Source organism: Cryobacterium breve (assembly GCF_004402375.1).
GTDB classification, from domain to species: domain Bacteria; phylum Actinomycetota; class Actinomycetes; order Actinomycetales; family Microbacteriaceae; genus Cryobacterium; species Cryobacterium breve.
Genome location: NZ_SOGJ01000022.1, coordinates 65,484 through 84,099 on the forward strand (window position 1 = coordinate 65,484; position 18,616 = coordinate 84,099).

Annotated in this window: 17 protein-coding genes; 8 read left to right on the forward strand and 9 right to left on the reverse strand. The window is 70.2% G+C overall.

Annotated elements, in window-relative coordinates; genetic code table 11:
- Positions 1-2: 2 nt before the first annotated feature.
- From E3O65_RS09240 to E3O65_RS09270, 7 genes are all read right to left on the reverse strand, one after another.
- On the reverse strand, positions 3-1,376 hold the full coding sequence (locus E3O65_RS09240; protein ID WP_134363444.1) for an NAD(P)/FAD-dependent oxidoreductase: 1,374 nt from the start codon (positions 1,374-1,376) through the stop codon (positions 3-5).
- Positions 1,377-1,560: 184 nt separating this feature from the next.
- Positions 1,561-1,995, reverse strand: coding sequence for a DUF805 domain-containing protein (locus E3O65_RS09245; protein ID WP_134363445.1), 435 nt, complete (start codon positions 1,993-1,995; stop codon positions 1,561-1,563).
- A gap of 590 nt (positions 1,996-2,585) precedes the next feature.
- The gene (locus E3O65_RS09250; protein ID WP_134363446.1) at positions 2,586-3,092 is read right to left on the reverse strand and encodes a hypothetical protein; all 507 of its coding nucleotides are present in this window, start codon (positions 3,090-3,092) and stop codon (positions 2,586-2,588) included.
- Entirely contained in the window at positions 3,089-5,398 is a 2,310-nt protein-coding gene (locus tag E3O65_RS09255) for a TNT domain-containing protein (RefSeq protein ID WP_134363447.1), read from the reverse strand. Before E3O65_RS09255 ends, E3O65_RS09250 begins: the two co-directional genes overlap by 4 nt.
- A complete protein-coding gene (locus E3O65_RS09260; protein ID WP_134363448.1) occupies positions 5,395-5,745 on the reverse strand; it encodes a DUF6507 family protein in 351 nt (116 codons plus the stop codon). Before E3O65_RS09260 ends, E3O65_RS09255 begins: the two co-directional genes overlap by 4 nt.
- Positions 5,746-5,761: 16 nt before the next feature.
- The gene (locus E3O65_RS09265; protein ID WP_174722284.1) at positions 5,762-6,079 is read right to left on the reverse strand and encodes a pore-forming ESAT-6 family protein; all 318 of its coding nucleotides are present in this window, start codon (positions 6,077-6,079) and stop codon (positions 5,762-5,764) included.
- Positions 6,080-6,089: 10 nt separating this feature from the next.
- A complete protein-coding gene (locus E3O65_RS09270) occupies positions 6,090-6,416 on the reverse strand; it encodes a hypothetical protein (RefSeq protein ID WP_241985628.1) in 327 nt (108 codons plus the stop codon).
- 148 nt (positions 6,417-6,564) lie between these two features.
- Here E3O65_RS09270 and E3O65_RS09275 point away from each other — a divergent pair, with 148 nt between their 5' ends.
- From E3O65_RS09275 to E3O65_RS09310, 8 genes are read left to right on the forward strand one after another with little or no spacing between them, the layout of a single operon-like run.
- On the forward strand, positions 6,565-7,674 hold the full coding sequence (locus E3O65_RS09275) for an FHA domain-containing protein (RefSeq protein ID WP_166785712.1): 1,110 nt from the start codon (positions 6,565-6,567) through the stop codon (positions 7,672-7,674).
- Entirely contained in the window at positions 7,671-8,780 is a 1,110-nt protein-coding gene (locus E3O65_RS09280; RefSeq protein ID WP_134363451.1) for a DUF6177 family protein, read from the forward strand. Before E3O65_RS09275 ends, E3O65_RS09280 begins: the two co-directional genes overlap by 4 nt.
- On the forward strand, positions 8,770-9,027 hold the full coding sequence (locus E3O65_RS09285) for a hypothetical protein (RefSeq protein ID WP_134363452.1): 258 nt from the start codon (positions 8,770-8,772) through the stop codon (positions 9,025-9,027). Before E3O65_RS09280 ends, E3O65_RS09285 begins: the two co-directional genes overlap by 11 nt.
- Positions 9,024-10,352, forward strand: a complete 1,329-nt coding sequence (locus E3O65_RS09290; RefSeq protein WP_134363453.1) for an EsaB/YukD family protein — start codon at positions 9,024-9,026, stop codon at positions 10,350-10,352. Before E3O65_RS09285 ends, E3O65_RS09290 begins: the two co-directional genes overlap by 4 nt.
- 2 nt (positions 10,353-10,354) lie before the next feature.
- Entirely contained in the window at positions 10,355-11,209 is an 855-nt protein-coding gene (locus E3O65_RS09295) for a CpaE/TadZ family protein (protein WP_134363454.1), read from the forward strand.
- Positions 11,206-15,354, forward strand: coding sequence for a type VII secretion protein EccCa (gene eccCa, locus E3O65_RS09300; protein WP_134363455.1), 4,149 nt, complete (start codon positions 11,206-11,208; stop codon positions 15,352-15,354). Before E3O65_RS09295 ends, eccCa begins: the two co-directional genes overlap by 4 nt.
- Positions 15,344-15,694 (forward strand): hypothetical protein, encoded by a 351-nt coding sequence (locus E3O65_RS09305; protein WP_134363456.1) that lies wholly within the window; start codon positions 15,344-15,346, stop codon positions 15,692-15,694. Before eccCa ends, E3O65_RS09305 begins: the two co-directional genes overlap by 11 nt.
- Complete coding sequence (locus E3O65_RS09310; RefSeq protein ID WP_134363457.1) at positions 15,691-16,278, forward strand: hypothetical protein; 588 nt, start codon at positions 15,691-15,693, stop codon at positions 16,276-16,278. Before E3O65_RS09305 ends, E3O65_RS09310 begins: the two co-directional genes overlap by 4 nt.
- A 32-nt stretch (positions 16,279-16,310) precedes the next feature.
- Here E3O65_RS09310 and E3O65_RS09315 read toward each other — a convergent pair whose 3' ends face one another.
- Both E3O65_RS09315 and E3O65_RS09320 read right to left on the reverse strand, forming a co-directional pair.
- The gene (locus E3O65_RS09315; protein ID WP_134363458.1) at positions 16,311-17,588 is read right to left on the reverse strand and encodes a saccharopine dehydrogenase family protein; all 1,278 of its coding nucleotides are present in this window, start codon (positions 17,586-17,588) and stop codon (positions 16,311-16,313) included.
- Positions 17,589-17,696: 108 nt separating this feature from the next.
- The gene (locus E3O65_RS09320) at positions 17,697-18,410 is read right to left on the reverse strand and encodes a phosphatase PAP2 family protein (RefSeq protein ID WP_134363459.1); all 714 of its coding nucleotides are present in this window, start codon (positions 18,408-18,410) and stop codon (positions 17,697-17,699) included.
- Positions 18,411-18,616 lie beyond the last annotated feature (206 nt).

The window sequence follows — 18,616 nt, forward strand, 5'->3', positions numbered from 1 at the left end:
GGCTAGTGGCCGCGGCCCGAAACCGCGTCGGCGACGGACGCCAGCGGCGGCGTCGTCTGCCGCCGCGAGAGTTCGGCGCGGTCGGCCAGCGAATAGGCGCGGTAGAGCGCGTGCACCGCGAGCCAGCGCAGCGGTTCTGGCTCCCAGTTGCGCACCCGGTGGTTCACCCACGGCAGCCGGGTGAGCCCGGTCTCCCTGTCCAGGATCAGGTCGGTCAGCGTGCGCCCGGCCAGGTTCGTCGTGGCCACCCCGGTGCCCACATAGCCGCCGGCCCACGCGAGCCCGGTCGCCGGGTCGAGGCCCACGGTCGCCGCCCAGTCCCGCGGCACGCCCAGCACCCCGGACCAGGCGTGATCGATCGCCACGCCCGCCGTCGCCGGGAAGAACCGGGTCAGGATGCCCCGCAGCGCCGCCACCGTGCCAGCCGGGGTCTGCCCGTCAGAATCCGTCTGCGACCCGAACCGGTACGGCACGCCCCGGCCGCCGATCGCGATGCGGTCGTCGGCCGTGCGCTGCGCGTACATATACGCGTGCGCCATGTCGCCGAGTGTCTCCCGCCCCTCCCAGCCGATGCTCGCCCAGACGTCCGAGCCGAGCGGTGCGGTCGCGATCAGTGTCGAGTTCATCGGCAGCCAGGCCCGGTGCAGGCCCTTCAATCCCGCCGTGAACCCCTCCGTGGCGCGCACCACGAACTCCGCCTCCACAACACCCCGGGCGGTGATCGCCCGGTGCGGCGCGATCTCGCTGACCTGGGTGTCCTCGAAGATCTCCACCCCCAGGCCCTCCACCACCCGGGCGAGCCCGGCCGCGAGTTTCGCGGGGTTGATGCGCGCGCAGTGCGGGTGCCACATCGCCCCGGTGGCGCCGGCCACGTCGATGCGGGCGCGCGCCGCCGCCGGGGAGAGGAGTTCGACATCCGTCATCGCCCAGCCCTGTTCCGACCGGGCGGATGCCTCGAGGCGCTGCTGCTGCGGCCGGTCGTAGGCCACCGTGAACTCACCGCCCTTGACGATGTCGGCGTCGATGCCCTCGGCCGCGGCCACCCGGATCACCTCGTCGACGGTCTCGTTCATGCCGGTCTGGAACCGGGCCGCCGCATCCCGGCCGTGTGAGGCCACGTACTGCTCGCGCCCGCCGGTGACCGAGTTGGTCAGCCAGCCGCCGTTCCGGCCCGATGCGCCGTAGCCGGCGAAGCGCTGTTCCAGGATCACGATGCGCAGCGCCGGGGCCGCCTTCTTCAGGTAATAGGCCGTCCACAGCCCGGTGTAACCAGCACCCACGATGCACACATCGGCCGTCGTCGGCCCGGGCAGCGGGTCGCGGCTGGCCGGCCGGCCGATCTGGTTCCACCAGAAGGAGACATCACCATTGATCATTCCCGCACCGCTTTCATTCCGACGGATGTTTCGCGTTCAGTCCCTGCATCATCTCGCATCCGGCTCGGGTCGGGCGGGTACCGCGCAGCGGCGTCCAGCCCGCGTCGCTCCGAGGGGCCCGTTCCGGTCGAGAGTGCCCGCTGCGCCGGTCGCTCTCGACCGGAACGGGCACTCTCGCGGCCGGCTAGCCCAGGCGCTGAGCGTTCGACCAGGTCGGCTCGGCGGTCAGCGACGAGGCGCCCCTGTCGAACCGGGCACCGAGCGGGTTGCTCGGCAGCACGGCAAACACGAGGATGGCGATGCCGCCCACGGACGGAATCAGACCGAGGAACGCGAACCAGCCGGCGAAGTTCACGTCGTGCAGGCGCCGCACGAGCAGCGCGATGTTCGGAACGATGGTGGCCAGGTACACGAGCATGATGAGGAACCCGACCGGCACGAGGAGCGGCCCGGCGGCGTCATAGTCGGTGGGCGGCATGTTGAAGGCCAGCACCAGCAGCATCGGCAGGTAGAACACGGCCATCCAGAGGGCCACCCACCAGTACTCGCTGCGGGTTGCGCGCCCGGTGAAGTCCGCATACTTGCGAAAGTAGGTGGAGAGTGCGGCGACGGGTGTCATGGTGGAGCCTCTTTCATCGGCAGAACAGAGCCGGCGCAGGCCGACAGAGGCCAAAAACCCCCGCGATCAGGCTAGTGGCCCGGTCCGGTCCCGCGTGCGGCGCGGATGGCGCGCGTGGCGCGGATGGCCCGGGCGGTGCGCGGGTGGTGCGCCCTTTCGCAGATGGCACGCCACGCGCGCAACGGCGCAGCACCTGCGTGACGCCGAAATGCCCGTTCCGGTGCCGGTGAACGAGCGAACGGGAGTGTCGAACACCGTCAGGCAGTCGTCGGGCAGACGCGACCGGCAATCCTCATCCAGTGCCGCAAGGACGGTCGAAACGGACTCGCGGTCGCCAGCGGAGTCGAACGGCCCCGCGGCCCCGGTGTGACCCCTCGCTCAGAACCGATCGCAATGGCGGCACTGAAGCCATCCGTTACGGGGCCCAGGCGGCACGGGATCTGCACGGCCCCGCACAGAACGCCGGTGATCTCGCGCAGCCCCGGGCTGAACGTCGGTGTCGCCAAGTGCTGACCGAATTAGGCCAGCACTTCCCCGCACAGCGCATCAAAGGCACTGTTTGGCGTCAGTGTCGTCTGAGCGGATGCCCGCTATGCGGACGCCACCGTGCGAAACACAGGCTCACCGTTGACTGATCTCAGTGAATCCACCAGCACCGAGATCGAGAATCCAACACTCTGGGCAAAGAGGCGCATGTGCAAGTGGCCCACCAGTGAGTTTCGAAACAGGCGACTATGACGCTCGCGATCCTCCTCCCAGCTCAATTCGGCCCAACCATCCTCGGTCTTTTCAAGGACCATGCTCGCCTCGGTTGTGGGGATTCCCGCGGGCACGTCAAGTCGTTCACGGGAGTTGCTGCTTCTCCCGGATTCTCCCAAAATGATCAGCAGTTCCCGAACCGCGTCAATCTCATGCGTGAAAGCCGCAACTTCGAACGGCCCCGCACCGCGCTCCCAATTCAGAACGTGAAAGAACCCCTCTGTCTGCTTGATCGCGTAACGCATTTCCAGGTCGACAAGGGCCGTCAGTTCGCCCTCCCGCACGGGCGAGAAGGAAAAACCCGACCATGTGGCGAATTCCAATGGAATGGTCTTCATTTCAGGATTCCCAATCTCATCGCGTCGGTCACGCTCATCGCCTTCAGTTCGCCAACCTCAAAGAAACGAAGCTGGAGTCCTCCACCGGGTCGGCCGAAAGCCGGTGCAATCTCGGAAATTTCAATGCGTATTCCACTACCGATCTCACCAACGACATCGTATTGATGAATCTCAGAACGAAGGTGTCCGGGGGTCAGACTGCGTTCTTCAAACGGAGTTCCGCGGACAGTGAGGTAGTCGCCCCCAGGTTTTCCGATGCGATCCAGCTGGGTGGTGCCAGGGTAGTCCCGGACCAGGGCCTCCACGGATGAGTAACGCACGATTGAACCGGGAGCAGCGCCCGCATTCCCAGGCCAGTCGGTTCCACCGTCTGCAGTGACATACCGCTCCTCGTACTGCTCTCTGGTGTAGGGCAACCCATCATCGCCGACACCGTACGGCGCCTCTGGTCGTGCCATCAAATCCCCCATCTCGAGGCTCAGTTCGTCCGGTGCACTGAACTCATCGGCCAGATGGCCGTGGGCTGTTTTCGGCTGCCCATATTCCGGATCGATCGGGCCGACGTCACTCTCGCGCTCCCAGCCAACCCCGTTTTGGGTAGTGGAACGAACCGGATCATTGCTCAGCCCATCGTCGCTGCCCGAGTGACCAGACCCGGAATCAGCGGCATCTCCCGCACCCTGCGCAGTGGCATCCGCATGAGTCACCGATGAGTCCCCGGCATCCGGCCGGGTGAACGTCAGGTCGGTGCTGCCGGCACCGAGGCTGCCGGCACCGACCAGGGCCGGCTCCCGCACGGGCACCGCGAGCGACGGGTCAGCCAGCTGATCCGCCTGCATCGACAGTTCCACATCGCGCACCGCCGGCACGGAATCCGCCATCTCGCGCACCTCAGGTGTCCACGAGTCCACGTCGCGCAGTTCCGGGGCCAGCCGGGAGGCGTCACCGTCGAATGTGCCCCAGTCGACCCCGGCGGCCCCGCCATCCGGCACCGCGAAATTCTCCGGCAGTACCTTCGACAGCCCGTCGAGATCGACCGCATCGAGGCCCTTGAGCCCCTTCAACGCATCCATCAGGGGGATGCCGGTGAACTTGATCGCGGCCATACCACCCTTGGCCACCCACGACGAGGCATCGACGAATTCGGCGACCTTGGCGGCCCTCCCCAGCAGGGTGCCCGCCTTCGCGCCCGTCACCGCGGCACCGGCCGGAATGAAGATGGTGCCCACGTTGAAGATCGACTCGCCCAGTGCCTTGCCGGGGTTCTCCGCCCAGGTGTCCCACGAGACGACGCCCTTGAGCGTGTTCACCACGGTTTCCTGGCCGCCCCGGGCGAAGTCGCCGACCGGGCCCGGCAGGAGCGCCAGCGGAGCCGGAACGACCAAGCCGACCGTGAGCATCCCGACGTTGCTCCACACAGCTCCGTACGTGTTGCCGTCGAAGAACCCGCCGGTGGCCGGGTTGAATCCGAGAATCATCGAGCCGAGGCCGGTCACCGTGCCCCAGATGCCACCGACGACGATGCCCTCCCACAACACATCACGGAACACGAAACCGACGGTGGCCTCGCCGCACCCTTCGGTGCGTTTGACGGATGCGCCCCACGGCATCTCCGTGCCCACGGGGATCTCGGCCAGACCGTAGCCGTTCTTGTCGTTCTCGCCCGTGGCCGCGTGCAGCGGAGCAGCGCCGGAGAGCGCGCGGATCGTGTTGGCGCAGGTTCGCTCCGCCTCCCACAACAGAACCTGCTGCGCATTGACCTGGCTGATCAGAGAATTATTGCGGTCGATCGCCGTCTGGTCTTCGTCCCAGTCGCGGTGCTCCGACCGAAACTTCGGCGCGTTGGGAGCCGCCACGGCGGTGGAACCGTAGGTGCCGTACCCGCCGGTCTGGGAGGTGGCCGTCGCCCCATACGTCGTCAGGCCGGGCTGCGGCACCGCGACCCGAACGGTGACGCCGTGCGCCACCGTGCTGCCCACGAACGTTTCGGCCTGCAGCTTGAGGGCGGCCAGCTTGGCCACGATCGGCCGAACCTCCTCCGCGAACCGCTTCAGGGCCCCGGCAACCACATCCAGGTTGTCGCCGACCTCGGTCGTCGAGGAGCCCACCGGCGTCATCACGGCGAACAGCTTTTCCGACTCGGGCGCCGTGTACACGCCCGACAGACCCTGCCAGGCCGTGACGACCTGAGCGCCGGAGTCCCGCACCGTCGTGGCCGTGCGGGTCACCAGGTCGGCCTGGGTCACGATCGTGTCCGGGTGGATGTCCGTGCCGGGAATCTGGGTCGGGTCGATCGCGGCCGTCATTGCGGCAGCCCGTGGCGGTCGCCGCGCGGCAGGTTCACCAGGTCGACCTGTTCACGCTGGGAGGTCGCGGCCATCTCGTAGTCGCCCTGCACATATGCCTCGGTTGCGCTGGACGCCCCCGTGACCGACGCCGTGATTCGGGTGCTGATGCCGGTCAGCCGCGGACCCTCGACCGTCTCGAAATAGCCCTGCACGGCCTCGCTGATCGCCGCACTGTTCGTCGCCGTCACGGCAGCCCCAAGGTTCGTGCTCAACGACCCCAATGCCGTGCCCAATTCCTCAGCTTCGCCGTTGACCCTCGTCAGAACGTCGAGAACCCCCTGCGGCTGGATGCTCCACCCCGCCATCACCGCACCGCCGCGATCAGCCGATGCCGTCGACCGCGGTCTTAGCCTTCTGCAGCGTGGACTGGGCGGTCTCGTCGTTCTGTTCCAGCGATTTGCGCAGGGTCGAGATGATGGTGCGAACCTCGGCGCCGGCGCGCTTCCAGCGGTCTTCCTTCGCGCGATACTCGTCCGAGACGCCGTCGGCCTGGTAGTCGGACATCGCCGCGTTCACGTCCCGGTCGCGCTGATCGAGCAGCGACTCGAGCTGCGAGGCAACCCGGTTGAAATTGTCCTGTGCGTTCTGTGAAGCGCCGACGTCATAGTCGCGGCGGTCCATCTGGTTTCCCTGGCCCATCAGATTCCCCTTAACCCTTGGCCCCGCCGAATCGGGCGGCATCGAACGCCGATCCTGATTGGGCAGACTTCATCTGGTCCGACATCGTCTCGTCGCCCTCGGCGAACGACTTGTTCATGCCGCTGACACCGGTCAGCACGGCGTCGAGCGAACCCTTCAGCTCGGCAGCGATCTCATCGGTGCGCGACTTGAAATTGTCGAACGCGGCCCGGCCGGCACCCTGGAACTTGCCCTCCAACGGTTCGGCGGCGATGCCCAGCTGCTTCACCAGCGACGACAGATCGTCGCTGGACGCGGAGGTGTTCTTGGTCAACGCGGTCAGCGTGTCAGATCCCATTGCGAATTTCACGAAAAAACCCACCCCATTTATCTCGTTATCCAGCCAATCTACTTCGGGGGTAGTCTACACAGACGACTGTTCTTCACGGGGCGATGGTCGGCCGGCTCAGACCCGGAATCTGGCAGTACGGCGTGTTCGGGGAGATATGACGGGGATCTTGATCAGCGCGCTGAGTTGTGGCCGCTGCGGGTCCGACCTCGGCGCCTTCGACCCTTTCTGCACCCGGTGCGCCGCCACAGTCGAACCGGCAGCGGATGCCAGGGCCGCCCTGGCGGGAAGCCTGCTGCAGAACACGCTCGCCGCCGGCTCTCGGCAGAAGCTCACCGCCGACCTGATCGACCTGGCGCCCCTCGGCGCGCTGGGCCTGGTCGTCGTCGTGTCCTTCCTGCTCGGGGCACCCGACCTCACCGCCGGCCTCGCCGCGACCGCCCTGGCCACGGTCCTCGTGCTCGGCTACGGCAGCATCCACCTCTGGCTGCTCGGCAGCCGGGGCAGCAGCCTCGGCCGTGCGCTCACCCGGCTGCGCACCGTCGACGAGTTGACGGCCACGGCGCTGTCGACCCGTGGATTGCTCGGCCGCACCACGACAGGACGGTGGCTGCACGGCACCGTGACGCTCGATCTGCGCCGCGGCCGCGACCCGCTCACCCCGGCCTACCGGCCGCTCACCGCCGACCGGCTCCGGTCCGCCGCGACCCAGGAGCCCGGCGCCGGGCTCGGGCACCAGGCCCCGGCCTTCGCGCAGGCGTCCCCGCTCACATTGCCGCAGCCGTCGGGTGCCGCTCCGCCGGCCGCGCCCACCTCGCGCCGCGGCATCCGTTCCGCCGGAACCCCGGTGAGCGCCGCGGACCTTGAGCACACCGTTCTGCGGGACCAGCTGCCGCCCGGCCCCGGTTTCGCCGCTGCGGTGCTCACGGCTGCCCTGGTCTTGGACACCGGCCAGCACGTGCCCGTCGACGGAGCGGTGCTGATCGGGCGCAACCCCGACGCCGACCCCACGGCCCCGCGGCAGTCCGTCTTCGCCTGGCCCGATCTCTCGCGCACCCTGTCGAAGACCCACGCTCTGCTCGACTGGGACGGCCAGAACCTGTGGGTGACCGACCTCGGCTCCACCAACGGCACAACCCTGGTGGACCCGAACGGTGGCGAGCGCCCGGTCAGCCCTGGCGAGCGCACCACGGTGCCGCCCGGCTGGCGGGTGTCCCCCGGCGACCGCAGCTTCGGCTTCGTCACCGCCGGGCAGGTGCGCTCGTGAGCGCGCGGGAATTCACCGGCATGCGGCATCCGCTGGTCGACAGCGTGCACACCGGCTGGGTGCGCTCGGAAAGCCGCGCCCCGGTGATCTACCTCAGCGAGGGACGCGCCGACCTATTCGTGCAGGCCGCCACCCAGAACCTCGCGGTCGTGCTCGTCACCGACGCACTCTCGAGCCTGTCCGAACCGTATTGCCAGGCCATGAGCGACAGCGGCGGCGCCTGGGTCGTGCGCGCAGCCGACGGCACATTGCGGGACGGACTCTCCGGCGCCCGGCTCGAGCAGATCTCCGACGCGGTGGGCCGCACCGCCGTGAGCGCCACCACCGACATCGCCGACGCATTCCTGCGCCCGAAACCCGCCGAACATCTGGAACTGGTGATCAGCGTCTCAATGCGGCACAAGGCCCTGGCCACGACCCGGCTCGGCGGCCCGCTCGAGCTGCTCTCGCAGCGGCTGCGCGGCGAACAGCCATCCTCCTGGGGGGTGCACGAACCGGCCGGGACCGCCTGGGACCGCGACCAGCTGACCGCGTTCGCCCGATCACGGATGCCCGACGACTCCCGGTTCATCGCCACCGGCCGCCGGGACAGCCCGATGCTCGCCACCATTGCGGTCTGCCGCACCGGCCAGGGCCTCGAAGAAACCACCCGCGCCTTCATCGGGATGGGCCTGCCGGGCGCCGACCGGGCCCGCACCGCCGTGGAGACCGTCACCGCGGCCTTCTCGGCCCTGGCCGAGACCGGGATGCCGTTGATCGCCGTAGCGCTGGCCCGCCCGGGCCAGGTCAGCCAGTTGCGCCCGCCGCTCCTGCAACTGCCGCCCACCCCGCTCGCGATGCTGATCGGCCCGCCCGGGGTCAAGGCCCTCCAGCTCAACCCGGCCCGGCTCGCCGGAGAGTTCGGCGCCGTCATCGTTGGGCGGCCGCGCATTCCCGCACTGCTGTTCCCGCTCGGCACCCTCGACGACAGCGGCTGGAACCAACTCGACCGCCTACTCGGCTCCTTCAACCAGGGCCGGCTGAAAACGGCCCTCGGCTCCAACCGGGACGCGCTGCGCGGGCTCGACACCAGACCAGGCACCCGAGGAGGCGACCGTGGCCAATAATCGCGACCTGATCCTGCTCGAGTCGGTGAAGACCCACCGTTCCCGGCTTCGCGCGGCCTTCCTCTTCGGCGAGCTCGACGAGCGGCGCACCGCGAGCGACAACCTCAAGCGGGCCATCGGCAGCGTCGTGCTCGGCGCGGTCATCTGCGCGGCCTGCGTCGGGGTCTCCTTCGTCACCAAAACCATGTCCGATCAGGCCGTTGCCCGCACGCCCCAGCCGGCGTCGACCCAATCGGAGAACCGATGAACGACTTCACCCGCCTCACCGTGATCGGCACCACCCGCAAGGCGGAACTCGTCGTGCCCAGCGATGAGGCGATCGGTGCGCTGCTGCCTCGCCTGCTCGACCTGCTCGAGGAACCGGGCGGCCCGATCGCACGGCCGCTCACGCTGTCCCGGTCGACCGGCGAACAGTTGGATCTCTCGCTCACGGCCGGCCAGCAGCTGGTAGAAGACGGGGAATGCCTGCGCCTGCTCCGCCTCGACGCGGCGCCGCCGTCGCCGTCGGTCGCCGATGTGACGGATGTCGTCGCCGAGTCTCTGACCGATCGGAACGACCTCTGGTCGGCCGGGCACCGCCGGGCGATCGGTGCCGCGGGCATCGCCGCCGCCGCCCTGCTCGCGGGCCTGAGCGTGACCGGCGCCGCCGAGACCGGGGCAATCGCGGTGCTCGCCGGAACGATCGGGGTGCTGCTGCTCGCCGCCGTCATCTCCGGCCGGCTCGCCGCACGCTGGATCGCCACCGGGTGCACCGCGGCGGCCCTCGGCCTCACCCTGCCGCTCGGCCTCGCCCTCAGCGTCGCCCTGCCTGTTCCCGGTGCCCCGCTGCTGCTCGGAATCGTCGGCTACACGGCGCTGCTCGGCTGGGTCGTGCTCGGCCTCGGTGCCGGGGCCGGCCTCGGCGTCCGTTCCGCGCTCTGGGGTGCGAGCCTCGGCGCCCCGCTGGCTGCGCTCCCCCTCGTATTGATTGCAGCCGGGGTCACCGTCGACGGCGCCGTCGGCGTCACCGGCGTGGTGGCCGCCGTGGCATGCGGAATGCTGCCGTGGTACGCCATGTCGGCCGCGGGCCTGACCGGCCTCGACGACCAGGTCTCCGGCGGCCGGCCCAAACCCCGGGACGCCGTGCTCCTGACCGTGACCGAGGCCTACCGCGGCCTGACCTGGTCGACCGCCGCCGTGGCCCTCACCCTCGCCCCGACCGGGTTGTTCCTGGCGCTCCGCCCGGACAACGACTGGGCGGTCGCGCTCGGCGCTGCCATCGCCGTCGTGACCGCGCTGCGCACCCGCGCCTTCCCGCTCGCCGTGCTGGCTCTGCTGCTCTGGCTCGCGGCCGGCAGCATCGTGCTCGTCGGCACACTCGCCCAGCTGTCCGACCGGTCTTGGCTGCCCGCCGCCGTGCTGGCCGTCCTCGCGCTGGTCGGCGCCCTCGCCGTAGGCGTCGACCCGTCGGCGCATTCGCGGGCCTCACTCCGGCGCTTCGGCAACTTCGTGGAGGGTCTGGCGGTTGTGGCCCTGCTGCCGCTGCTGCTCGGGGTTTTCGCGGTCTACGCGCAACTGCTCGGGACGTTCTGACGATGGCCGGGACATCCGCTCTGCTCGGCGCCCTGCCGCTTGCCCTGTTCGGCGGCACCACCGCCCGGGTGCGCGACCTCGGCGATTGGGACCGCGCCATCCGCGGCCCGGTTGCCACCAGCCGGCGCGTCTCCTTCGTGCAGCTGCGCGGCGGGTCCGGCGCCTCGACCGCCGCCACCCAGGTGGCAGCGACCCTCGCCTCCCGGCGCCGGGGGCGGGTGCTCGGCGTCGACGCGTCCGGCGGAAACCGGGGTCTGGCCCAGCGCTCCGGCGCGCCCGCCGACGCCATCGTCACACCGGCCAGCGACCGCCGCCGCACCGCGCGCAGCACAGCGGACGCCGTCGACGGCCTGTTCCGCCCCGGCTCGGGTCTGGGCGTGCTCGGCCTCGCGGCCGCCGAACCGGGCGCTGTGCCCGGCGCGAATCAATGGCTGCTGGACGCGGCGCCGATCGTGCGCTTCTTCGACGCCGTCTGCACCGACTGGGGTGTGCGCGGCTGGAAGCTCGACCTGGCCGACGTCACCGCGCTCAGCGACACGGTCTGCCTCGTCGCCCGCGCCGACCGCCGGTTCGCGGAGGAGGCGCTGGCCCTCTCCCAGGCAATCGAGGACAGCGCGGACCACCCTCGGGTCGTGCTGGCTCTCGTCGACGTGGGCGACACCGCCGGCCTCGCCCCGGCCACGGTCACCCGCACCGCCGCGGTGTGCGTCAGCACCATCCCGTTCGACCGCGGCCATGCCACGGGTGCGCCACTGGCCACCCGCACCCGGCTCGCGTACACCCGGCTCGCGGCCGAGCTGATGCAGCCGGCCGTTTCCGTGAAACAGTCCATGCGCGCCGGCCGGAGCGACTCGTGACGCTGCGGGTCGTGCACCGGCCCACCCGCATCACCCGACCGCTCGACGCCGAGCAGCCTGTGACGATCGCCCCGCCGCCCCCGATGGCGGAGGGCCAGGTCGGCGGCCTCCCGATCCAGACGCTGCTGCCGGTGCTGGGCTCGCTCTCCTCGATCACGATGATGCTCGCCCTGCGCAGCAACCCGATCATGGTCGTCGTCGGGGCGATGGTGCTCATCGTGGCCCTCGTCGGCGGCGTCGGCGCCGCGGTCAGCTCGCGCGGCAACGCCACCCGCACCCGCCGCAACCAGCGGGAACGCTACCTCGACTTCCTCGAACAGACCCGCGTCTCGATGCGCCGCAAGGCGCGCGGCACGCTCGAGCGTGCCGTGCTGGTCGATCCGGAACCGGCGGCGCTGATCGAACTGATCCGCGACCCGGCCCGGCTCTGGGAGCGACGCCGGGGCGACTCCGACTTCCTGCGGGTGCGGGTCGGCGCCGGCGACGTGCCCTGGTTCAAACTCCAGGTTCCCGAGGAGCAAAACCCGATCGCGCCCTTCGACCCGATCATGCTCGCGGAGGCAGGCACCGTCGCCGCGCACTACTCGATCGTGCCGGGCATGCCCGTGACGGTCGACCTCGACCGGGCCGGGCACGTCGCCCTGATCGGCGACCGGGCCGACGTCCTGTCCGCGGCCCGCGCCCTGCTGCTCCAGCTGGCCAGCCTGCACTCCCCCGACGACCTGCACCTGGCGGCGGCGTTCCCCGCGCACGCCGCCGCGGACTGGGCCGGCGTGGACCTGCTGCCGCACACGATGATGACCGGACTGTGGGACGGGCCGATGCCCGCCCGCCGTGTCGCGGCATCCGCCGACGCGCTCGCCAGGGTGCTCGGCGGAGAACTCGGCGACCGCGCCCAGTATGCGGCCACCGCCAAGCGCAGCGGCACCAGCGGAGGAGCGAACAACGCCCGTCTGATCGTGTTCCTTGACGACTACGGCCAGGTCGCCGCCGGGCTGCCGATCCCCGACGCCGACCTGACCATCGACGAACTGCAGATCACGGCCGTGCACCTGCTCAGCGACCGGCTGCACGAGCCGTCCAATGTGACCGTGCGGGTCACGCTCACCGACGGACTCGTCGTGACCGAGGACGCCCGCACCGACACCGGCCCGGGTGCCGGAACCGGTGCCGCCGCGGCCGACACCCTGCCCCGCCCGGTCATGCTCGACCGGGTCTCCGCCGAGCTGTTCGCGGGCGTCGCACGCAGCCTCACACCGCTGCGGCTGTCGCTCTCCAGCCAGGACGAAACCGAGGCAGCCCGGTCGACCAGCATCACCGAACTGCTCGGTCTCGACGACGTCACCACGTTCGACCCGGCCACCGCCTGGGTTCCGCGCTCCCCGCGGGACTTCCTGCGGGTGCCGATCGGGCTCGACGACTACGGCACCCCGCTCCTGCTCGACCTCAAGGAGTCCGCACAGCTGGGTATGGGACCGCACGGGATCTGCATCGGCGCGACCGGCTCCGGCAAGAGCGAGATGTTGCGCACCCTGATCCTCGGGCTGGCCCTCTCGCACAGCCCCGACGACCTGAGCATGGTGCTCGTGGATTACAAGGGCGGCGCGGCGTTCGCCCCGTTCGCCGGTCTCCCGCACGTGGCCGGCATCATCGACAACCTCGCCGAAGACCCCCAGCTGACCGAGCGCGCCCGGGTGAGCATCGCCGGCGAGGTCGTGCGCCGCCAGCAGCAGCTGCGCGACGCCGACAACTCGCCGTCGATCACGCACTACCGGGAGCTGCGCGAGCAGCGCCCCGACCTGCCGCCGCTGCCGCACCTGTTCGTCGTCATCGACGAGTTCGGAGAGCTGCTGACCGCGGAACCGGACTTCGTGGACCTGCTGCTCACCATCGGCCGGATCGGCCGGTCGATCGGCGTGCACCTACTGCTCTCCAGCCAGCGCATCGAGGCCGGCAAGCTTCGCGGCCTCGACACCTACCTCTCCTACCGGCTTGGTCTGCGCACCTTCTCCGAGTCGGAGAGCGCCGTCGTGCTCGACACCCCGGATGCTTTCCACCTGCCGGCCATCCCCGGCTACGGCTTCCTCAAGGTCGACACCTCCGTCTACAAGCGCTTCCGGGCCGGCTACGTGTCAGGCCCGGTTCCCGGCGCCACGGCACCCGGAGCGGACACCGGCGACGACCCGGAAGCCGTCCCACAGCCGATGCTGCTGCCCGTGTACAACGGGATCGGCCAGGACGATTCCGCTACGGAGACCGGCGAGGCCGAACTCAGCCGGCCGCAGGTCGGGCGGGCCCTGATCGACGAAGCCGTCGGCCGCATCCGCCTGGGCGGCCGCACCACCGCCCCCGTCTGGCTGCCGCCGCTGCCCAGCCAGCTCACGCTCTCCCGCGTGCTCGACCCCGGCGGCCGGGGCGAGGTGCCCGGGGCCCACACCGACGACCTGCGCATCCCGATAGGCCTCCTCGACGATCCCGCCCGGCAGCGACAGAACCCGTGGCTGCTCGACCTCGGCACCGGAGGAGGCCACGCCACGATCACCGGAGCGCCCCAGTCGGGCCGGTCGACGTTCCTGCGCAGCCTCGCGGCGTCCGTCGCCCTCAGCTTCACGCCGCGCCAGGTGAGCATGTACGCCATGGACCTGACCGGCGGCGGGTTGAACCGCATCGAGGGGTTCCCGCACGTGGGTGGCGTCGCCACCCGCGCCGACCGGGACCGCCTGCAGCGCCTGCTCGAGGAACTGCACGGCATGCTCGCCGTGCGCGAGGCCGTCTTCCGCGACCGCGGCATCGACTCGCTGCAGTCACTGCGGCGGGCGCACCGCGAGGGGCGCGTGCCCGAGCTGATCTCGGCCGACGTCATCCTGCTCGTCGACGGGCTGGGCGTGCTGCGCAGCGACTTCGAGGAGCTCGAGGACCCGCTCGCCGACCTGCTGCAGCGCGGCGGCAGTTTCGGCATCCACGTGGTGCTCACGCTGAACCGCTGGGGCGAACTGCGCTCGAACCTGCAGAACCTGATCGGCACCCGGCTCGAGTTCCGGCTCAACGACCCTGGTGACTCGCAGATCAGCCGCAAGCTGTCGACCACCCTGAAGCACGACCAGCCGGGCCGCATCCTCACCGATATGAGCCTGCTCGCCCAGGTGACCCTGCCCGTGCTCGACGAGACCGACGACGACGGGGTCGGCGACGCCCTCGAAGCGCTCGCCGCCCGCAGCGCCGCGAGCTGGGAGGGCCCGGCCGCGGCGCCCATCCGGTTGCTGCCGGACGACTTCTCGGCCGTCGAACTGCCCGATGCGCTCGACGAGCCCGACCGGGTGCCGTTCGGGTTGCGCCAGGACACCATGCAGCCGGCCTTCCTCGAACCTGCCGGCACCGACCAGCACCTGCTCGTGCTCGGTGACGCCCGCTCAGGCAAGACCACCCTGATGCGCGGGCTCATCCGCGGGCTGATCGACCGCTACGGCACCGAGGAACTCGTGATCGCGCTGATGGACCTGCGTGGCACCCTCTCCGACGAGGTGCCCGACGATTATCTGGGCGGCCACGCGTCGTCCAGCCGCGAGGCGCGCACACTCGCGCAGGCCATCGCCGACGAACTCGAGAAGCGTCAGGATGCCCCGGGCGGCACGAGCACCGGCCCGCGGATCGTGATCATCGTCGACGACTACGACATCCTCGCGTCCGGCGGCACCGAGCCGCTGCGGCCGCTGCTGGCCTACCTGCCGTCGGCCCGCGACCTGCGGCTGAACGTGCTGCTGACCCGCCCGGTCGCCGGCGCCTCCCGGGCGATGTACGACGTGGTGCTGCAGACGCTCCGGGACACCGGCGGCTCCACGGTCATCCTCAGCGGCGAGCGGTCGGAAGGCCAGCTGCTGCCCAAGGTCTATGCCGAGCAGCTCACCCCTGGGCGCGGCCGCTTCGTGCGCCGCGGCGAACGGCCCCGCCTGGTGCAGATCGCCAACTTCACGCCGGAGAGCAATCCGGAGCACGGCAGCGGGCACGAGGCGCCGTCATCGCCTGTCCTGCCGGTACTGCCCGTGCCGCCCGTGCCGCCCGTGCCGCCCGTGCTGGCGGCGCCCGCCGTCATCGTGCCCGGCGCCGTTCCGGCGGCCGACCCCCGTGAGGAACTCCATGCCCCGTGACGCCGTGATCCTGAGCGCTGTCGCTGTGACGATCGAGCCGGTCCTGGAGGCCGCTGCCCGCGTCACCACCGAGCTGACTGTGCGCACCCTGTTCGGGCGGGCCGTGCTGCAACTGGTCGACCCCGCCGGCCTGGCCATTCTCAGCATCCAGAATTCCACCCGGGTGACCGACGGTGACGAGGTCGCGCGGCTGCTCCCGACCGCGGCCCCGACGCCCCTCCCGACATGGTGGACCGAGGCGGTGGTGCCCTGGGGGCCGCACGGCGACGTGGGCGCCCGCATCCTCGCCGAACTCGCCGACCGGCTCGGCGCGACCCTGGTTCTCGAGGACATCTCGTGACCGGAACCCTGCGCGTGGTCGTCACCGGCACGGGCGGCGGAGTGGGAACCACCACGATCGCCGCGGCGCTGTTCGCGTATCTCGCCGGTCCGGCCGGCCCGGTCCCCTGCCTCGGTGACCGCACCGGGGGCGAGCTCCTGCTGCGCATACCTGCCTACTTCGGTTCCCGCCCCGTCGACGAGGCCCTGATCATCCAGGACCTCGGCTGCCACGCCACCTCGGCCGTGCTGCTGGGACTACTCGACGAGCCGGTGCTGCTTGTCGTGGTCACGGCCGCGACGCCCGACGGGCTGCGGCTCGCAGACGAGTTCGTGGGTCGACTGCCGCGCCGCGCCCGCCTCGGCACGGTCGTCGTTCCTGTGGCCGTGTTCGGCCGTCAGCGGATCGAGGCCCAACTGGCCGCGATGCTGCTCGCCGGGCTGCCGATGCTCTTCCCCGTGCCATCGGACCGCGTGCTCGCGGCCGGGGGTCCGATCCGCTTCGAGTCACTCGCGCCCGGCACCACCACCGCGCTTGTGAGCGTGGCGAGCCAGGTGCGGGAGCTGCTCGGGACATCCGTCACCGTGCGGCCGCTCACCTGGTGAGGGCGGTCGGCGGTTGAGTCGGACGCTGAGCGTCAGGACGCCAGCCGGTCCTCCATGCCCCAAGGCTGGCCGTAGCCGCCCTCGGATTCGGGCGCGCTCATCAGGTCGAGGAACGCCTTCGCGTCGAAGGCCTCCGGTCCGAGCACGCCGATGCCGCCCCAGGTGCCGGCGGCCAGCAGCTCCAGCGCGATCACGGGGTTGAGCGCCGTCTGCCAGACCACGCATTGCGTGTCGTACTCCCGCATCGTCCACTCATTGTCGGCCACGTGATAGAGGTAGACCTCGCGCGGGCGGTCGTTGAGGCCGGTGCCCGTGACCCACACTCCGGCGCAGGTCTTTCCGGTCATCCGCGGACCGATCGTGGCCGGGTCCGGCAGACAGGCTGCCACCACGTCACGCGGCGCGACCAGCACCGGGCCGGACGCACTGCGAACCCGCACCGGGTCGACCCGGTCGAGGCCGAGCAGGTGCAATGTCTTCAGCACGCCGATGAACTCCTCGCCGAGGCCGTACTTGAAGGTGACCCGTTTCGCGTCGAGCCAGCGCGGCATCAGCACCACTTCCTCGTGCTCCACGTTCACGCACTCAACCCGGCCGATGCCCTCCGGAAAGTCGAACATCTCCGGCTCGCTGAACGGCGGGGTGGTAAACCAGCCGCGATCCCTCTCGAAGATCAGTGGCGGGTTCAGGCATTCCTCGATGGTGGTCCAGATACTGAACGAGGGAGCGAAGATCTCGTTCCCGGCGTCGTCACGCACGACCAGGTTGGCGCCGTCACGAGTGCCGAGCTCCTCGATCTGCCGGAACAGGTGGTCGGAGGCGTAGCGGGCGAAGACATCCGAGAGCCCCGGCTCAACGCCCATGCCCACCAGGGCGAGGCGGCCCGCGGTCTCCCAGTCGGCGGCCTGCGCGAACTGGTCGTCACCGAGCATGACCCCGGTCTGGTGGTAGGGATCGGTGGGGTGCGGCTCGGACAGGCTCACGGCCATGTCGAGGTAGTCGCAGCCGGCGGCGAGCGCCCCGGCGAACACGGTGGGCACGAACTTCGGCTCGACCGCGTTCATCACATGGGTGGCGCCGTGCTGCCGGGCGACGGATGCCACCACGTCCGGGTCGCCGGCATCGATCTGCTCGGCCGAGAACCGGGAGGCAACGGCGTGCCCGTGTTTCAGCCCGATGGCGACGATCGTGCGCTTCGCGCGGGCGATGTCATAGTCGCTCACGATGACGTGATCGAAGAACGTGCGCCTGGCGATGATCTTCGCGAACGCGTCACCGACGCCGCCCGCCCCGACAAGGAGGATTCTCATGCGTAGACGCTACCGGAGACATCCGTCAGTGTCTGCCCCGCGCGTGGCCCCTCACCAATTCGACGGAGATTTTGCCGGTATCGAGCGTTCCCGGGCGATTCGGGGCCGTTACGCCGAGTTTTTCCGTCGAATTCGCAGGGGTGACGGATGCTGCGCGGCCAGCCCGCGCTCGCCCTGCAGTTTCGCGGCGACCGGCGCCCACAGCAGCACGGCGACGGCCGCGCCGAGCAGCAGCCCGCCGATCGTGTCCGTGAGCCAGTGTGCGCCCAGGTAGGTGCGGCTGACCATCATCAGCACCGTGTAAAGGGCGCCGGCCAACCAAACCCAGACCCTCGGGAAGAGGATGCCCAGGCACACGGTCATTGTCGCCGCGTTCGCCACATGGCCCGACGGGAAGGAACCGAAATCTGATATGACCAGCATGTCTTCCGGCCTGGCCCGGCCGAACAGGGATTTGAGCACCTGCACCAAGCCCGAGCTCACGATCGTGGCGGCCAGGAAATAGCCGGCCGCCCACGGCCGTTTGAGCAGCAGCAGGAACACCAGGATCAGCACCGGAATCACGATCACGCCGGCGATCCCCGCACCAAGGTAGTTCATCGTGAGCGAGAGGTATTCCCAGACGGGCGCCCGGTGCTCGATGATCTCGTCCATCCACTCGGCGTCGATCTCCAGCGGGCGGCCGGCGCCTCGCAGCACGATCAGGGCGCCGAGCCCCACGGCCAGCAACAGCGCCGCGGCCCCGCTGACCAGAGGCCAGCGGCGGGCGATGCGCCGGGTGGCGGGGGTCGCTGCGGTCTCGGGGGCGCGCTCGCTCATCATTCCTCCATGCTAGATCGGCGCCGGGCTGCGCCTGCTCGCCCGGGCCGTTTACCGCACACCTCCGGGGGCTTACTCAGGAGATCTGCGACGCCGGTGACGACGGATGCCGGAATCACGCGGCATCCGTCATCGGCATCGACTTGTAGCCGTGAATCTCCTGAGTTGGCCACCGAGGCAGTCGCCCCAGGTCGCTCCGGAACTGCCGT

Bases quoted from the DNA above. Each gene is read 5' to 3' on its own strand.
- E3O65_RS09240 (WP_134363444.1), bottom strand. From the start codon at position 1,376: ATGATCAATGGTGATGTCTCCTTCTGGTGGAACCAGATCGGCCGGCCG.
- E3O65_RS09250 (WP_134363446.1), bottom strand. From the start codon at position 3,092: ATGAAGACCATTCCATTGGAATTCGCCACATGGTCGGGTTTTTCCTTC.
- E3O65_RS09305 (WP_134363456.1), top strand. From the start codon at position 15,344: ATGCCCCGTGACGCCGTGATCCTGAGCGCTGTCGCTGTGACGATCGAG.
- E3O65_RS09255 (WP_134363447.1), bottom strand. From the start codon at position 5,398: ATGACGGCCGCGATCGACCCGACCCAGATTCCCGGCACGGACATCCAC.
- E3O65_RS09315 (WP_134363458.1), bottom strand. From the start codon at position 17,588: ATGAGAATCCTCCTTGTCGGGGCGGGCGGCGTCGGTGACGCGTTCGCG.
- E3O65_RS09270 (WP_241985628.1), bottom strand. From the start codon at position 6,416: ATGGGATCTGACACGCTGACCGCGTTGACCAAGAACACCTCCGCGTCC.
- E3O65_RS09260 (WP_134363448.1), bottom strand. From the start codon at position 5,745: ATGGCGGGGTGGAGCATCCAGCCGCAGGGGGTTCTCGACGTTCTGACG.
- E3O65_RS09295 (WP_134363454.1), top strand. From the start codon at position 10,355: ATGGCCGGGACATCCGCTCTGCTCGGCGCCCTGCCGCTTGCCCTGTTC.
- E3O65_RS09290 (WP_134363453.1), top strand. From the start codon at position 9,024: ATGAACGACTTCACCCGCCTCACCGTGATCGGCACCACCCGCAAGGCG.
- E3O65_RS09265 (WP_174722284.1), bottom strand. From the start codon at position 6,079: ATGGGCCAGGGAAACCAGATGGACCGCCGCGACTATGACGTCGGCGCT.
- E3O65_RS09320 (WP_134363459.1), bottom strand. From the start codon at position 18,410: ATGATGAGCGAGCGCGCCCCCGAGACCGCAGCGACCCCCGCCACCCGG.
- E3O65_RS09275 (WP_166785712.1), top strand. From the start codon at position 6,565: ATGACGGGGATCTTGATCAGCGCGCTGAGTTGTGGCCGCTGCGGGTCC.
- E3O65_RS09245 (WP_134363445.1), bottom strand. From the start codon at position 1,995: ATGACACCCGTCGCCGCACTCTCCACCTACTTTCGCAAGTATGCGGAC.